This is a genomic window from Micromonospora sp. LZ37, assembly GCF_059359015.1.
In genome coordinates this window covers 115,048-130,857 of the sequence record NZ_JCADBL010000009.1, presented here as the reverse complement: position 1 = coordinate 130,857, position 15,810 = coordinate 115,048, and the positions used below count along the sequence as shown (strand labels likewise).

General features: G+C 73.0%; 10 protein-coding genes. 6 read left to right on the top strand and 4 right to left on the bottom strand.

Going from position 1 to position 15,810, the window contains the following annotated elements:
* Positions 1 to 24: 24 nt before the first annotated feature.
* Together AC5L3Z_RS19445 and AC5L3Z_RS19440 are read right to left on the bottom strand one after the other, a co-directional pair.
* A complete protein-coding gene (locus tag AC5L3Z_RS19445) occupies positions 25 to 912 on the bottom strand; it encodes a redoxin (RefSeq protein ID WP_494843930.1) in 888 nt (295 codons plus the stop codon).
* Entirely contained in the window at positions 909 to 1,655 is a 747-nt protein-coding gene (locus AC5L3Z_RS19440; protein WP_494843928.1) for a DUF1223 domain-containing protein, read from the bottom strand. The genes AC5L3Z_RS19445 and AC5L3Z_RS19440 overlap by 4 nt, the downstream gene beginning before the upstream one ends.
* Before the next feature lie 177 nt (positions 1,656 to 1,832).
* On the opposite strand from AC5L3Z_RS19440, the gene AC5L3Z_RS19435 reads away from it, so the two are divergent.
* The 3 genes from AC5L3Z_RS19435 (at position 1,833) to pdxY (ending at position 6,588) form a co-directional block, all read left to right on the top strand.
* Positions 1,833 to 3,068, top strand: a complete 1,236-nt coding sequence (locus AC5L3Z_RS19435) for a low temperature requirement protein A (protein WP_494843927.1) — start codon at positions 1,833 to 1,835, stop codon at positions 3,066 to 3,068.
* Positions 3,069 to 3,208: 140 nt separating this feature from the next.
* Positions 3,209 to 5,602, top strand: a complete 2,394-nt coding sequence (locus tag AC5L3Z_RS19430; RefSeq protein WP_494843925.1) for an ATP-binding cassette domain-containing protein — start codon at positions 3,209 to 3,211, stop codon at positions 5,600 to 5,602.
* Between the two features lie 134 nt (positions 5,603 to 5,736).
* The gene (gene pdxY / locus AC5L3Z_RS19425; protein WP_494843923.1) at positions 5,737 to 6,588 is read left to right on the top strand and encodes a pyridoxal kinase PdxY; all 852 of its coding nucleotides are present in this window, start codon (positions 5,737 to 5,739) and stop codon (positions 6,586 to 6,588) included.
* Positions 6,589 to 6,661: 73 nt separating this feature from the next.
* On the opposite strand, the gene AC5L3Z_RS19420 is transcribed toward pdxY, so the two are convergent.
* On the bottom strand, positions 6,662 to 7,621 hold the full coding sequence (locus AC5L3Z_RS19420) for a DUF4034 domain-containing protein (RefSeq protein WP_494843921.1): 960 nt from the start codon (positions 7,619 to 7,621) through the stop codon (positions 6,662 to 6,664).
* Positions 7,622 to 7,857: 236 nt separating this feature from the next.
* Here AC5L3Z_RS19420 and AC5L3Z_RS19415 point away from each other — a divergent pair, with 236 nt between their 5' ends.
* The 3 genes from AC5L3Z_RS19415 to AC5L3Z_RS19405 all read left to right on the top strand — a co-directional run bounded on the left by AC5L3Z_RS19415 (position 7,858) and on the right by AC5L3Z_RS19405 (position 15,015).
* Positions 7,858 to 10,644 carry an AfsR/SARP family transcriptional regulator gene (locus AC5L3Z_RS19415; protein WP_494843919.1) on the top strand — a complete coding sequence of 929 codons (2,787 nt, stop codon included), beginning with the start codon at positions 7,858 to 7,860 and terminating at the stop codon, positions 10,642 to 10,644.
* 124 nt (positions 10,645 to 10,768) lie between these two features.
* Positions 10,769 to 13,840 carry a hypothetical protein gene (locus AC5L3Z_RS19410; protein ID WP_494843917.1) on the top strand — a complete coding sequence of 1,024 codons (3,072 nt, stop codon included), beginning with the start codon at positions 10,769 to 10,771 and terminating at the stop codon, positions 13,838 to 13,840.
* Positions 13,841 to 13,848: 8 nt separating this feature from the next.
* A complete protein-coding gene (locus AC5L3Z_RS19405) occupies positions 13,849 to 15,015 on the top strand; it encodes a cytochrome P450 family protein (RefSeq protein ID WP_494843915.1) in 1,167 nt (388 codons plus the stop codon).
* A gap of 81 nt (positions 15,016 to 15,096) precedes the next feature.
* Here the strand turns inward: AC5L3Z_RS19405 and AC5L3Z_RS19400 are convergent, their stop codons facing one another.
* Positions 15,097 to 15,780, bottom strand: a complete 684-nt coding sequence (locus AC5L3Z_RS19400) for a hemerythrin domain-containing protein (RefSeq protein WP_494843914.1) — start codon at positions 15,778 to 15,780, stop codon at positions 15,097 to 15,099.
* Positions 15,781 to 15,810 lie beyond the last annotated feature (30 nt).

Sequence of the window (15,810 nt, the reverse complement as noted above, 5' to 3'; positions counted from 1 at the left end):
GGTGCTCGAACATCAGGACACGCCCTATGGGCCGAAGGTGAAGACGTACGCGCGAAAGCCCGGTTGGTCGGTGACGAGGGTGAGCCGGTGGTCGTCGCGGCGCGCACCGGCGACGAGCCGGAACATGGCCGCCCTGTCGATCCGCGCCACGCCGTCCGGGTCGACGTCGGGGCCGCGCTCGTCGCCGATCGCATTCCCGTCCAGCAGCACCTGAACCGTGGCCTTTCCGGCGGGGCCCGGGTCGACCACGAGGTTCACCTCGCCGGCGTCGAAGGGCAGGGTGAGCTCGCCGGTGCCGCTGGCGAGCTCGACGTACTCGCCCCCGTGCAGCCAGTCCCCGGCCAGCGCGAAGGACCCCGGCGCGCCCCGGTCGGCGCCGAGGTACGTCTCGGGGGTGATGCCGACGTAGGTCGGTTGCCCCGTCCTGGCGAAGGTCATCGCCTCGGGGCTGACCGGCGGTAGTCGGGTCCCGGGCGCCCGGATCTCGATCAGACGCCGGATCTCCGACTCCACCCGCTCGTAGCTGCCCTCGCCGACCCACCGGTCGACGAGCCGACCATCCGGGTCGAAGAGGTACTTCGCCGGCCAGGCCTCGTTGCGCAGGGCCCGCCAGAAGGTGAAGTCGTTGTCGATGGCGATGGGATGGATGAGCCCGTGGTCGCGGATCGCCCGGTCGATGTTCTCGGCGTGCCGGCCGAACACGAACTCGGGGGCGTGGACGCCGACGACGGTCAGGCCCAGGTCCGCGTAGTCACGGTGCCACGCCTTCACGTAGGGCGCGGTGCGGATCCAGTTGACGCAGGTGTACTCCCAGATGTCGACCAGGACCACCCGGCCGTGCAGGTCGTCGGGGGTCAGCGGGGGCGAGTTCACCCACCGCTCGACCGTGACGGCCGGCAGCCGCACGGTCACGCCCGTGGCCCCGCCGGCACATCGACGGCCGCGGCGCCGGCGATGGTCTTCGCGCCCTCGTCCTGCACGTACCCGACCACCGAGGCGTGTCGTGGGTCGAGGTCCGGCGGCACCGCGAGTTCGACCCGCCCGCGTCCCAGGTCCAGTCTCGCGGCGTTGAAGGCACGCACCACGCCGTCCTGCCGCAGCCGCCGCCCGGCGTTCTCTCCCCGGGGGACCTCGTTCTCCAGGCCACGTTCCACCACCGCCACGTTCAACACCGCGCGCGGGGGCGGTCGTTCGGCCTGGTAGTCCACCACCACCCGGCGCCCGCCGCCGGTCTCCTCGACGACGTCCGCGACCGACAGCTCCAGCGACGTCGCGGCGGGCTCCGTGAGGGCGGACGCGATCGCCGAGGACGCCGCCTGACGGTTGGAGCCGACGAACTCGACGGTGCCGTTGACGACCATCTGCGGCGTGTACAGGCCCCGGGTGCCGAAGGCCCGGGCGTACGCCTCCTGCCGGAGGGTGTGCGCCGGGTCGCCGTACGGGTCGGCCCAGCCCAGGTGGTCCCAGTAGTCGACGTGGAAGCCCAGGGCGTAGACGGCCTGTCCCCGCTCCCGCGCGTCGTGGTCGATCCCGGACAGCACCTCCTCCGCGGGCGGGCAGCTGTTGCAGCCCTGGGAGGTGAACAGCTCCACGACGGCGAAGCCGCCGCCCGTCGGCCGCCCGCTAACCGACCCTGTGCGCGATCTGTCCGTCATGGCAGCGCCTCCTCGGTCGTCCCGCTGGCCGCACTGCCCTTCCCGTTACCACCGCGACCATGCCCACGGCGGTCCGTCGCCCGGGGCGGCGGTCGCTCCCTTCCATCCGCGACGATCGAGCGGGCGGACCGCTGCCGTGATCCACTGACCGGGGACGTGGAGGCTGGGGAGAGCGGGATGGGCGACGTGCGGCAGGACCGGGACGACGAGGAGCGCCGACGCCTCGACGAGGAGGAGGCCGAGCAGATCGAGCCGGTCCGCCCGCCCGGCCTCAACCGGGCGTCCAACCGCTCGGCCACCAAGCTGGAGCTCTTCTTCGACCTGGCGTTCGTGCTCTTCGTGGCGCGCTGCGCCGACCTGCTGGCCGCGGACGAGACGTGGACCGGCGGGCTGCAGTTCGCCGCGGTGCTCACCATCGGCTGGTGGGCCTGGGCCAGCACCACCCTCTACGCGAACCGCTTCGACACCGACGACGCGGTGTTCCGGCTGCTCACCCTGACCGCGATGGCCGGGGTGGTGGGGATGGCGGCCTCGGTGGACGGCATCGACGAGCAGACCGGGCGGTGGTTCGCCCTGGCGTACGCGCTGGTCCGGCTGGTGCTCATCGTCGGCTACCTGCGGGCCTGGCGGCACGTCGTCGACTCCCGCTCCACCATCCGGCCGTACCTGCTCTCCCACGGGGTGGGCGCGCTGATCTGGCTGGCCTCGGTGGCCGTAGCGGCGCCCGGCCGGTACGTGCTGTGGGGCGTCGGCGTCCTGGTCGACCAGGTGGGGCCGCTCGCCGTCTCCTGGCTGCGCGACGCCGCGCCGCTGCACCTGGAGCACCTGCCGGAGCGCTTCGCCCTCTTCGTCATCCTGGTGCTCGGGGAGTCCGTCGGCGCCGCCGTGGCCGGCGTGCACGACGGGGGTTGGCGGCCCCCGGTGGTGCTCACCGCGACTCTCGCGTTCATCGTGGTCGCCGGCCTGTGGTGGTCCTACTTCGACCTCTCCGGCGGCGCCGCGAAACGGCGCCTGGTGGAGGAGGGCGGCGAGCCCACCCGGCAGGGCGTCCACGACGTCTACGTCTACCTCCACCTGCCGATCGCCATCTCGTTGGCCGCCGTGGCGGTCGGGCTGGAACACGCGATCGGGCACGCCGCCGACGAGCACCTGTCGGCCGGCACGCGCGGGGTCCTCGCGGTGGGCCTGGGCGGCTACCTGCTCAGCGCCGCCGTCATGCAGGCGTCGCTGAGCCGGCGGATCCGGGCGGCGGTGATCTGGCCCGGACTGGGGGTGCCGGCCGTGATCGCGGTCCTGCTGCCCGCCCTGCCCCCGGGCGTGACGTTCGCGCTGCTCACCGTGATCGTCGCCGTGGGAGTGGTCACCGCCTTCGTCCTGCACCGCGCGGGTGAGGTGCGCACCGCCAAGGTGTGAGGGCAGCCACAGCCGGGGGAGTGTTCGCCGACGTGGCCTCGGCCGCAGAGTGCACGCGATCCCGCGCGAAGCTGGTTAGATCGAGCCCGGCGACGCCGACGGAGACCGCGGGGGCGGCCCCGCCTCACAGGGGGAGACAGATGAGCATGGCCACGAGGACGGGCACCGGGTCGCCCGCGCCGCACGGTGCCGACAGCCACGACGTGATCCGCGTGCAGGGCGCGCGGGTGAACAACCTCAAGGACGTCAGCGTCGAGATCCCGAAGCGCCGGCTGACGGTCTTCACCGGCGTCTCCGGCTCGGGCAAGAGCTCGCTGGTGTTCGGCACGATCGCCGCGGAGTCGCAGCGGTTGATCAACGAGACCTACAGCGCCTTCGTGCAGGGCTTCATGCCGACGCTGGCGCGGCCCGAGGTCGACGTGCTGGACGGCCTGACCACCGCGATCATCGTCGACCAGGAGCGGATGGGCGCCAACCCGCGCTCCACCGTCGGCACCGCCACCGACGCCAACGCGATGCTGCGCATCCTCTTCAGCAGGCTCGGGGAGCCGCACATCGGCTCGCCCAACGCGTACTCGTTCAACGTCCCCTCGGTGAAGGCCAGCGGCGCGATCACCATCGAGCGCGGCGCCGGCCGGACGAAGACCGAGAAGGCGAGCTTCACCCGGCTCGGCGGCATGTGTCCGCGCTGCGAGGGCATGGGCTCGGTCACCGACTTCGACCTGTCCGCGCTCTACGACGACAGCCTGTCGCTCAACGAGGGCGCGCTGACGATCCCCGGCTACACCATGGACGGCTGGTACGGCCGGATCTACCGCGGCGCCGGCTTCTTCGACCCGGACAAGCCGATCCGGAAGTACACGAAGAAGGAACTGCACGACCTGCTCCACAAGGAGCCAACCAAGATCAAGGTCGACGGGATCAACCTCACGTACGAGGGGCTGATCCCGAAGATCCAGAAGTCGTTCCTGTCCAAGGACGTCGAAGCGTTGCAGCCGCACATTCGCGCCTTCGTGGAGCGGGCGGTGACCTTCACGACGTGCCCCGACTGCGACGGCACCCGACTCGGCGCGGAGGCCCGGTCCTCGAAGATCGAGGGGAGGAACATCGCCGACGTCTGCGCGATGCAGATCAGCGACCTGGCCGACTGGGTCCGGGGCCTCGACGAGCCGTCGGTGGCCCCGCTGCTGACCGGGCTGCAACACCTCCTCGACTCGTTCGTGGAGATCGGGCTGGGCTATCTCTCCCTCGACCGGCCGTCGGGCACCCTGTCCGGCGGCGAGGCGCAGCGCACCAAGATGATCCGCCACCTCGGGTCGTCACTGACCGACGTCACCTACGTCTTCGACGAGCCGACCATCGGCCTGCACCCCCACGACATCCAGCGGATGAACAACCTGCTGCTGCGGCTGCGGGACAAGGGCAACACGGTGCTCGTGGTGGAACACAAGCCGGAGGCGATCGCGATCGCCGACCACGTCGTCGACCTCGGCCCCGCCGCCGGCACCGCCGGTGGCGAGGTGGTGTTCCAGGGCAGCGTCGACGGGCTGCGGACCAGCGGCACCCTGACCGGGCGGCACCTGGACGACCGGGCCGCCCTGAAGCCGTCGGTGCGCACCGCGTCGGGGGTGCTGGAGGTGCGCGGCGCCCGCACCCACAACCTGCGCGACGTCGACGTCGACATCCCGCTCGGCGTGCTGGTGGTGCTCACCGGCGTGGCGGGATCGGGGAAGAGCTCGCTGATCCAGGGCTCGGTCTCGGGCCGGGCCGGGGTGGTCTCGGTCGACCAGGGAGCGATCAAGGGCTCGCGGCGCAGCAACCCGGCGACGTACACCGGCCTGCTCGACCCGATCCGCAAGGCGTTCGCCAAGGCCAACGGCGTGAAGCCGGCGCTGTTCAGCCCCAACTCCGAGGGCGCCTGCCCCAGTTGCAACGGCGCCGGCGTCATCTACACCGACCTGGCGATGATGGCCGGCGTCGCCATCACCTGCGAGGAGTGCGAGGGGCGCCGGTTCCAGGCCTCGGTGCTCGACTACCACCTCGGCGGCCGGAACATCAGCGAGGTGCTCGCGATGTCGGTGACCGAGGCCGAGGAGTTCTTCGGTGCCGGCGAGGCGCGTACGCCGGCCGCGCACGCCATCCTCCACCGGCTCGCCGACGTCGGGCTCGGCTACCTCAGCCTCGGCCAGCCGCTCACCACGCTCTCCGGCGGCGAGCGGCAGCGGCTCAAGCTGGCCACCCACATGGCCACCGACGGCGGGGTCTACGTCCTCGACGAGCCGACCACCGGCCTGCACCTGGCCGACGTCGAGCACCTGCTCGGCCTGCTCGACCGGCTCGTCGACTCCGGCAAGTCGGTCATCGTCATCGAGCACCACCAGGCGGTCATGGCGCACGCCGACTGGATCATCGACCTGGGCCCCGGCGCCGGTCACGACGGCGGCCGGATCGTCTTCGAGGGCACTCCGGCCGACCTGGTCGCCGCCCGCTCCACCCTCACCGGCGAGCACCTCGCCGCCTACGTCGGCGCCTGACCGGGGCCGGCCCGGGATCCGGGGCCACCACCGTGAGGTGCGTGGCCCCGGCCCGGTGGGGGCGCGGAGTGGGTGACCCGACAGAAACGGCGGGCGGCACGCGCGGCCCCGGCGGTTACCGCCATGATGGGCCGGTGAAGATCCTGTCCATCCAGTCCTCGGTCGCCTACGGCCACGTCGGCAACTCGGCGGCCGCCTTCCCCCTCCAGCGACTCGGGCACGAGGTCTGGCCGGTACTGACCGTGCACTTCTCCAACCACACCGGGTACGGCGCGTGGCGCGGGCCGCTGCTGGCGCCGGCCGATGTCGCCGAGGTGATCGCGGGCATCGCGGACCGTGGGGTCCTCGGCAGCGCCGACGCGGTGCTGTCGGGCTACCAGGGTGACCCGGCGATGGGAGCGGTGATCCTCGACGCGGTGGCGAAGGTCAAGGCGGCCAACCCCGACGCGGTGTACTGCTGTGACCCGGTGATGGGCGACGTCGGCCGCGGGATGTTCGTCCGGCCGGGCATCCCCGAGTACCTGCGGGACGTCGTCGTGCCACGCGCCGACATCATCACGCCGAACCACTTCGAGCTGGACTTCCTCGCCGGCCGTACGACGAACTCGTTGCCGGAGGTGCTGGCGGCGGTCGACGCGGTGCGCGGGACGGGACCGCGGCACGTCCTGGTCACCAGCGTGCTGCACGGCGACGTGCCGGCGGGCTCCCTGGAGGTGGTGGCCGTCTCGGACGAGGGCGCCTGGGCGGTGACCACGCCGCTGCTGCCGATCAACCCCAACGGCGGTGGCGACATCACCGCGGCGCTGTACCTGGCGCACCTGCGGACGACGGGCTCGCCGGCGACCGCGCTGGAGCGCACCGTCGGCAGCGTCTTCGCCGTCCTGGAGGCGACCCTCGCGGCGGGCACCCGGGAGCTCCAGCTGATCGCGGCCCAGGACGCGATCGCCGCGCCGCCGGCCCGGTTCGCCGCCCGGCGGCTGCGCTGACGGACGTCCGCCGGTCTCCGGTGTGGGGCCCGGCCCACGGCGCGCGCCGTGGGGCCGGGCCCGAGGTACGGGGTCAGGACAGGTTCTCGTACACCCAGTCCCGTGACCTCGTGAAGGCCATGACGGGTTCGCCCACGTAGTTCCACGGCCACCGGCTGACGTGGTCACCGAGCAGCTCGAACACCCGCGCCGCGGCCTCGAACTCGTGGGCCAGCTCCAGGCTCAGCGCGAACACGCTCGCGCGGGGGACCCAGCCGAAGGTGGGCCGGAACGCCGGATTGAAGATCGACTTCTCCGCCGCGGCCAACAGGTCCGCACACACCTCGTCGGACTGCATGTACGCGTCGCTCTCCTCGACCGGCATCCGCAGCCACTTCTCGACGTGCGCGACGGCCAGCAGCTCCGGCAGCAGGCTGCCCTCGGGGGCGGCCGCGGTGGCCTCCCGGGCGAAGCCGAACATCTGCTCCTCGTCGCCGAACCACTTGGGGCACAGGTACTGCAGCCGCTGTTCGTGCGCGACGACGTGACCCGGGTGCCGCTTCACCACCTCGTCGAAGCGGGCGCGGGCCTCTTCGTGGTCGACCTGCCGGCCCCGCGAGGAGGTGACCAGCCAGGTCCGGGCGGTGACATCGTCCGGGTCCCGGTCGACGACCTCGTCCAGCGAGTTCTCGGCGATCCGCAGCCGGCGGCGGAACTCCCGGAACTGGTCCTGGCTGGTGTGCTCGGCGCCCTTGCCGCCCCGCGCCTCCCAGGCCCAGAAGACCGCGTGGCAGCCGCGGACCAGCACCGGAAGCGTCGAGTGCGGTTCGGCGGAGACCCACTCGTCGATCCAGTCCTGCACGCCGTCGACGCCGGCCACGGCCTCCATCAGGTAGGCGCGGCTGTCCGGATCGGTGGTGGCGGCGAGCATGTCCCGGGTGGTACGCCAGTCCCGGGCCTCCAGCGCGTCGATGATCGCCCGCGCCTGCGGGTCACCGTACGCCGGGTCGATCACCAGGCCGGCGGGCTGCCGGCGCTTCTTGAACGGCCACATGTCGATCTCCTCCCGAGCCAGATCGGAGAGCATATCGGCGGGATCACCGCGCCCTCGGCACCGGGCGCGGTTCCGGTCCGGAAGTGTGTCCACTGTGCCGCGACGCGTGCGTCGAACGGCCAGATGATCACCCGTACGGCCGATACGTGGCGGCACCGCGCTGGGTAGCGTGGTCGCCGCTGTCGGGGGTGAAGGGGTCGATCGTGCCGAGTGTGTCCGTCCAGGTTCTCGGACCGATGACCGCGGCCGTCGCCGGTGAACCGGTCGACCTCGGCGGGCCCCGCCAGCGGGCGGTGCTCGCCGCCCTGCTCCTGGCGCGGCGACGCGTGCTACCGGAGGCGCGCATCCTCGACCTCGTCTGGGCGGGTGAGGCGCCGCCGGCGCCGACCACACTGCACGGCTACGTCAAGCAGTTGCGTCGGGCGCTGGAACCGCACCGGGCGCCCCGGGCGGCCTCGCAGCTGCTGGTCCGGCAGGGCCCGGGGTACGTGCTACGGCTCGGCGGGGACGACGTGGACGCGGAGCGTTTCGCCGGGCTGGTCGCCCGCGGCGTGACGGCGATGCGGGAACAGGACCCGGCCACCGCCCTCCAGCAGCTCGACGAGGCGCTCGCGCTGTGGCGTGGCCCGGCCTACGCCGATTTCACCGGGTACGCCTTCGCCCGCCCCGAGGCCGCCCGCCTGGCCGGCCTGCGGCTCGACGCCACGGAGGAGCGGTACGCCGCGCTGCTGGCGCTGGGCGAGCACGCGGCGACGGTCGGCAGCCTGGAACGGCACGTCGCCGAGCATCCGTTCCGGGAACGGCCCCGGCAGCTGCTGGCCCTCGCCCTCTACCGCGCCGGCCGGCAGCGCGACGCCCTGGCCGCCCTGCGGGAGGCCCGCGAGGTGTTCGCCGACGAGCTGGGGATCGACCCCGGCCCGGCGTTGCGGCAGCTGGAGACGGACATCCTGCGGCAGGATCCGGCCCTGACCGGCCCGGCCGCCCCGACCGGGGTGAGCACGACCCGGGTCGCCGAGGTGCCGGAGCGTCGGCACAACGTGCCCTTCGCGGTCTCGGCGCTCGTCGGGCGGTCCCGGGACCTGCGCGTCCTCGACGACCTGCTGGCCGGCGCCCGGCTGGTCACCGTGACCGGCTCCGGCGGGATCGGCAAGACCACGCTGGCGCTGGAGGTGGCCCGCCGCCGGCGGGACCCCGACGGGCCGTGGGTCGTCGAACTGGCCGGGCTCACCAGCCCGGAGCTGCTCGTGGAGACCGTCGCCGCGGCCCTGGAGATGCCCGCCGTGGCGACGGTGGACCAGCTCGCAACCGTGCTGGCGCCCCGGGAACTGCTGCTCGTCGTCGACAACTGCGAGCATCTGCTCGCCGCGACCGCGCAGACCGTGGCCACGCTGCTGGCCCGCTGCGGCGGGCTGCGGGTGCTGGCCACCAGCCGCGAGCCGCTGCGGCTGCCGGGCGAGGTGGTCTTCGAGGTGCCGGTGCTGCCCAGCGACCACGCCGTCGAGCTGTTCGACCAGCGGGCGGCGGCGTCGCCGCACTGGGCGCCGACGGCGGCGCAGCGGGAGACGATCCGGGTCATCTGCGCCGAGCTGGACGGGCTGCCGCTCGCCGTCGAACTGGCCGCCGCGCACTGCCAGGTCCTCTCGGTCGAACAGATCGCGGCCGGGCTCGACGACCGGTTCGCCCTCCTGGCCGACGGTCCGGCCACCGCGCCGGCCCGGCACCGTGGCCTGGCCGAGGCGATCGACTGGAGCTACCACCTGCTCAGCGCCGACGAGCGGGCGCTGTTCGGCCGACTGAGTGTCTTCTCCGGCGGCTTCGACCTCGACGCGGCCCAGGCGGTCGCCGGTCCGGCCGTGTTCGCGCCGCTCGCGGCGCTGGTCCGCAAGTCGCTGGTGAGCGTGGAACCCGCCACGACGCCCCGGCGGTACCGGATGCTGGAGACGCTGCGCCAGTACGCCCGGGGCCGGCTCGACCCGACGGAACGCGCGGCCGGCGAGGCCGCGCACCGGGAGTGGATGCTGCGCTACGCCGAGGAGGCCGAGCGGCACGTCCGCGGACCGGAGTCGGCGACCGTGCTGCTCGGCCTCGCCCAGCGGCAGGCCGAGATCCGCGCCGCGTTCACCTCGGCCCTGGCGGCCGGGGACGGCGAGTACGCGCTGCGGCTCGGCGCCGCCCTCGCCCTGTACTGGTACCGAACGGGGCAGATCGCCGAGGGGGACGGCTGGCTGCGCGCCGCCTTCGCGGCGGCGCCGCAGGCCGAGCCGGCGGTACGCGCGCGGGCGCTGCTGGGCACCGGTGGCCTGGCGTACCTGGCGGGAGACTTCGCGGCCGCCGGGGCGGCGATGCGGGAGGCGGTCGAGGAGGCCGAGCGGGCCGGTGAGGTCGCCGTCGGAGCGCTGGCGTTGGCGTACCGCGCCCTGTTCGGGGGCATCGCCGCCCCGGTGGAGGCGATCCCCGACGCGCAGGCGGCCGTCGCCGCCGCCCGGGCCGCGGCGCAGCCGTCCGTCGAGGCCGAGGCGCTGATGGCCCTGGGCATGCTGCGCCGGCTCGCCGGCCAGATCCGGCAGGCGCGCGCCGACCTGGCCGAGTCGGTCCGGGTGGCCCGGCAGTGTGGGCACGGTTTCGTCGAGGTGTCCTCGACGTGGCTGGGGATGAAGGCCGCCCTGGACGGCGACGACCCGGTGGGGGCGCTGACGACCGGCGTCCGGGTGCTGGAGCTGCTGGACCGCGACGGCGACGTGACCTCGTGGCTGGTCATCGTGCACACCGCCGCGGCCGCGCTGGCGATGACGGGTCGGGCCCCGGACGGCGCGGCGCTGCTCGCCGCGGTGGAGCGGCACGGCGCGCGGCACGGCTTCGCGCCGACGGTGATGGACCCGCTCGACGCGCCCGGCCACGCCGCGCTGGTCCGCGCCGCCCTCACCGACAGCCAGTGGGCCGACGCCCGGGCGCGGGGCCGGCACCTGTCCCGCGGCCAGGTCAACGACGTGCTCACCGGGCACCTCCCGGCGGCGGGGGAGTAGCCGCACCGACAGGCTCGCCCGGCCCACTGGGAAACCAGTGGGAGAGGCGGTCACGGCGGTACCGGTCGCTTCCCGTTGGCCGGCCCGACGATCGTTTCGTCCACGACAGATGGAGGAAACGACAGTGCGACTTCTCAGGCGCCGGCCCAGACCGGGCCGGCGGTTCTCGACCGGGCTGGTGGCCCTGGCGACCGCCGTGGCCGTCACCCTCGGCATGGCGCAGCCCGTCCAGGCGGCCACCGCCGTCGACGTCAACAACCCGCAGTTGCAGAACCGCCTCTTCTCGGCGTACATGCGGCTGCACAGCCCCGGTCAGAACGGGCTGCGGGACATGGTCCTCAGCGCCGACCTGGTCGGGTGGCGGCAGAAGAACCCCACCGCGACCGCCGAGCAGATGTTGCAGCACACCGCCCGGATGCGCAGCTGGTTCGAGGAGAAGCTGACCGCGCAGGATCTCGCCCGCCCCGGCTACGAGTACACGCTGCGGCTGCTGAACGTGCTCGCCGCGCACCCGGAGGGCGCCATCGCGGCGACCGCCGTGCGGGAGCTGCTGGAGAGCACGGTCGGCAAGGACATCAAGTCGTACGGCGCGATGAGCGACTACGTCGCCGGCAGCCAGTTCCAGTACGCCTGGTTCCGGGAGATCTACGCCATCCAGGACCTGGTCTGGGGCGGAGTGACCCGTACCGGGCAGGCGGACAGCGCCTTCCGGCAGGCCTGGGACGGCGCGATCGGCGCGGGCCTCAACGTCAGCGCGAACGCCACCACCGACCAGCTGCTGGCCGACCCCATGATCGCCACGTACGTCAACGTCGAGGCGCTGCTGGCCATGGTGACCGACCAGAACGCCTACCTCACCGAGGGGCAGCGGCAGCTCAGCACCGCGCTGAAGCTGATCAGCGACCAGAACGACACCACGCTGGAACGGCTGCGGCTGCTCAACGAGAAGTTCCCGGTCTCGGCCAACGGGCCGCGTCCGACGGAGGCCGTCCAGCAGGAGGAGCGGGCGGCTGCCGCGGAGCGGCAGAAGGTGCTCGACGGCGCGGCCACCGCGGTCGAACTCCTGGCCACGCTGCTCGGGTTCGCGGACCCGCGGGCCGGCAAGGTCGCTGCCGGGGTGGGCAAGGCGGCCATCCAGGTCGCCACGGCGATCAACAACTTCCTCCCGGCCGTGGCCGGCCTGTCCCTGAAGGACGCCATCTTCTCGATGAGCACGCTGACCCTCACCGGCAACCTGGTCGGCGCCATCGCCTCCCTGTTGCCGCTGTTCAGCGGGGTGCAGACGCCGGAGGCGGCGATGCTCGAGGAGCTCAGGGCGATCCGGGCGGACATCGTCGGGCTGCGGACCAACATGAACGAGCGGTTCGACCGGATCGAGCAGGGCCTCACCACCATCTACAGCGACATGATCAGCAAGTTCGACGACATCCTGGAGCTGCAGAACGCGACCAACGCCCAGTTGCAGAATCTCGAGACGCAGCTGCTGCGGCTCTCCCCGCAACTCGACATGTGGGGCGCCGAGCTGGTCAAGGGCCAGCAGGAGCAGATCATGTACGACACCAACGTCGGCGTGAACAAGTACATCGACTACCACGACCGGTACGGCCAGCCGATCCCCAGCTACAACAGCACCGGTGACCGGTACACCGAGCCGGAGGCCCTGCTGCGCACCACCGCCACCACCCTGGCCAACCGGGCGCCGTTGACCGGCCCGAGCACCACGTGGGGCTCGGCGGACCCGGTGGCCGCCCTCAACACCTGGGAGGCCAACGGCACCCTGGGCTACCTGGAGTGGCTGGCAAGCAGCGCCTACGGGCTGCCGACCAGCACCACCCTCACCAAGCCGAACCCGGCGACCTGGGCCTACTCGGCGCGGGCATACGGCCTGCTCCAGATCCAGAACCCGCAGTACGCGAGCCAGGTATCGGCGACCGAGCCGGCGAAGATCATCTCCGTCGGGCAGGACATTCTGACCGTCAATCGGGCACTGAGCAGGCCGAAGGCGGCCGGCACCGACGGCCGGCGGACGAACGTGCTCTTCACCGGCCTGGCCAGGGACTACCTGAGCGCGGCCGACGACCTCAAGGGAAAGCTGGAGGCGGTCCGCAAGCGGCACAGCGACAACAAGGAATACAACCTGTTCGGCTCGATCGACCAGGCGATGCCGGACGTCGCGAAGCTTCAGGAGCCGGCCAACGTCCAGTCCTGCACCAACCAGTACAGCTGGCTGAGCCGTCCGAGCAACGTCTCGCTGGCCGGGGCGCCGACGGTGTTCGCGTTCGCCCAGTACGCCCATTCGGACGCGCCGAAGGTGTCCCTGTGCTTCGACGCCGGCCTGGTCAACATCCGGCGCTCGTCCACGACCAAGTTCTACATCACCCGGGCCGACCTGCGGGTGCAGATGCGACTGCGGGTCCAGTGGGGCACCGAGGTCCGCGACTTCCGGACCTGGACGACGACCACCCCGCTCGGCGAGACCTGCCGGGAGTACCGCGACTCGGGTGAGACGGCCTTCTGCTACACCCTCGAGGACTACCTCGCCAACTGGGACTCCACGTACAAAGGGCCGTTCCAGACGAGCGCCACGTACGGCTCCAACCCGCAGGTCGAGACCGACGTTCGCAGCCGCATGACCAACTTCCTGGCGGGCCGGCGGTCGGCGTACTACGGCCAGGTCCACGACGACCTGCGCAACGGCGCGACGGACCTGTACCGGAGCAACGCGCAGCTCACCAAGATGGCAAAGCTGATCAAGGCGTACACGGCGCTCGGCTTCGGCCGCTCGCTTCAGCACGACGACCTGCTCCGCGGCCTGATCCACGGCTCGGGCCGGATCGTCGCCGACGACGGCGACGGCGACATCGTCAAGGACACCTTCGCCGTCGCCTCCCAGGCGTACGCGAACTGCAACGCGCCGAGTCGCGGGGCGCCCTGCACCGCCGGCAACGGCGCCTTCGACCCGCTGACCGGTCAGCCCCACCTGTCGGACTGCGCGGCGGGCGGCTGGTCGGAGGAGTCGTGGGACCCGGTCGGCAACTGCGTGCTCGGCAAGGCGAAGATCCGCCACGGACTGCTGACCCAGCGGTACGAGGCCGCCTCGGTGGCCATCGCCGGCGGCGCCTACGTGGAGGGCATGCCGGAGGTCGAGGACCTGATCACGTCGCTGAACACCATCGACGCCTCGGTACGAGGGTGACCAGGCCGATGAGCCCATCCGTCGGCGGCGATCTGGTCACCGGATGCTCCGCCGGTCTGCGGGAGCGGGGGCCGGTCAGCCGGGTCCGTTACCGCGGGCTGGACGGCTGGCTGGTGACCGGTCACGAGGCGGTACGCCGGGCCCTGGTCGACTCACGCCTGACGGCCAACCAGGCGTACGCCACGTCCGCCAGCCAGCTGGGGTGGGCGGCCGGTGGCCAGGTGCTTGACCCGGACGACGCCCGGCTGCTCGCCGACGCGCCGGCGTACGGCGGGGCGGGGGGCGCGGTGGGGGAGTCGGCGACCACCGGCCGGATCGAGGCGTTGCGGCCGGCGGTCGAGGGGGCCGCCGCGCTGCTCATCGACCGGTTCGCCGGTCATGGCCACGCCGACCTGGTGGCGCAGTTCACCGTCCCGCTGGCCGGCGCCGCGGTCATGGAGCTGCTCGGGGTGCCGCCGGGCCGCCGGTCCAGGTTCGACACCTGGATCCGGCGGGCCGGCCGCCCGGAGCCGGACCAGCTGCACCTCGTACCGCGCGCCTGGGCGCGGCTGTCGACGCTGATGGTGGAGGTGATCCGGGAGCAGGGGGTGGACCCGAGCGACAACCTGCTCTCCGCGCCGGCCGGCGCGGGCTCCGGCGACGACGAGCGGGGCGTCGCCGCCGCGCGGCTGCTGATAATGGGGCACCTCGCGACGACGGACCTGCTCGGCAGGGGGATGCACGCCCTGCTGCGCGACCCGGACCGGCGGGCCGCGGTGGCCGCCGACGCGTCGCTGATCCCGGCGGTGGTGGAGGAGCTGCTGCGCTCCGCCGGGCCGGCGTCGAACGTCCTGATCCGGTACGCGGCCGAGGATCTGCCGATCGGCGGGGTCACCGTGGCCGCGGGGGAGGCCGTCGTCCTGGTGCTCGGCGCGGCCGCCCTGGACCCGGCGGGCTGGGCCGAGGGGGGCCGGCCCGACCCGTGGTGGGCGGGCGGGGCGGTGTGGGTCGACCAGGCTGCGCGGCATCCGCTCACGGCGTCGCTGGCGCGGCTGGTCGCGCAGGTGGGGTTCGCCGCGCTGCTGCGGCGGTTGCCCGGTCTGGCGTTCGGGTGCGACCCGGACGACCTGGTCTGGCGGCAGGGGCGGATGACGCACGGGCTGCTCGCGCTGCCCGTCACCTTCCGGCCGGGGTAGCGGGTCACGGCCGGGGTGGTCCCGCGGGGCGACCCCGGCCGCGGCCGGTTCGTCCCGCGCGCGGGTGACGGGAACGTCGGGTCACGCGGCGGCGGGGCCGCGCGTCCTGCGGAGGTGGTCGCGGTACAGGGTGTCGCCGAGCAGCCGCCACATGAGCCGGGCCGGACCGGGCAGCTCGTTGAGGAACCACCGCCGCTCGGCGGGGGTGGAGTCCTCCAGCACCGCCCCGGCCAGCAGCAGCCCGGACCGGGGATTCTTCGGGAGGTGTTTCTCGGCGTCCTTGACCGTGGCGGTCCACTCGGCCACGGTCAGGTGCCGCTGGATGAGGGGCAGGACCGTGGTCTCCTCGACGTCCAGGTGTTCCTCGAGCGCCGTGTGCAGGGTCTCCAGCACCGCGATGATCCGCTGCTGCGTGGGGGCGTCGGCCCGGCGGGCCCAGTCGGCCAGCAGGGGCCGCAGCTCGGTGACGAGTTCGTCGACGGCGTGGTGCTGTCGTTGCATGACGTCGAGGATGTCCTCGGTCACCGTCGTCCGCTGCGCGAGGATCGGCCAGATCAGCCGGTCCTCGCTGTCGTGGTGGGCGTGCAGGAACATCAACTGGAGGCGGGCGTGGGCGGCGACGAAGGCCGCCCGACTCCGGTCGCCGGCGCGGACCCCTGCCACGATGCCCGGCAGCAGCCGGAACTCCCGACGCAGCGCCTTGTGGATGACGATCATCTGCGCCACCTCGGGCCGGTCCCGCGGCGCTGTCTCGTCGATCTGCATCGGGCGTGCCCCTATCCGAGCGTCGGTATT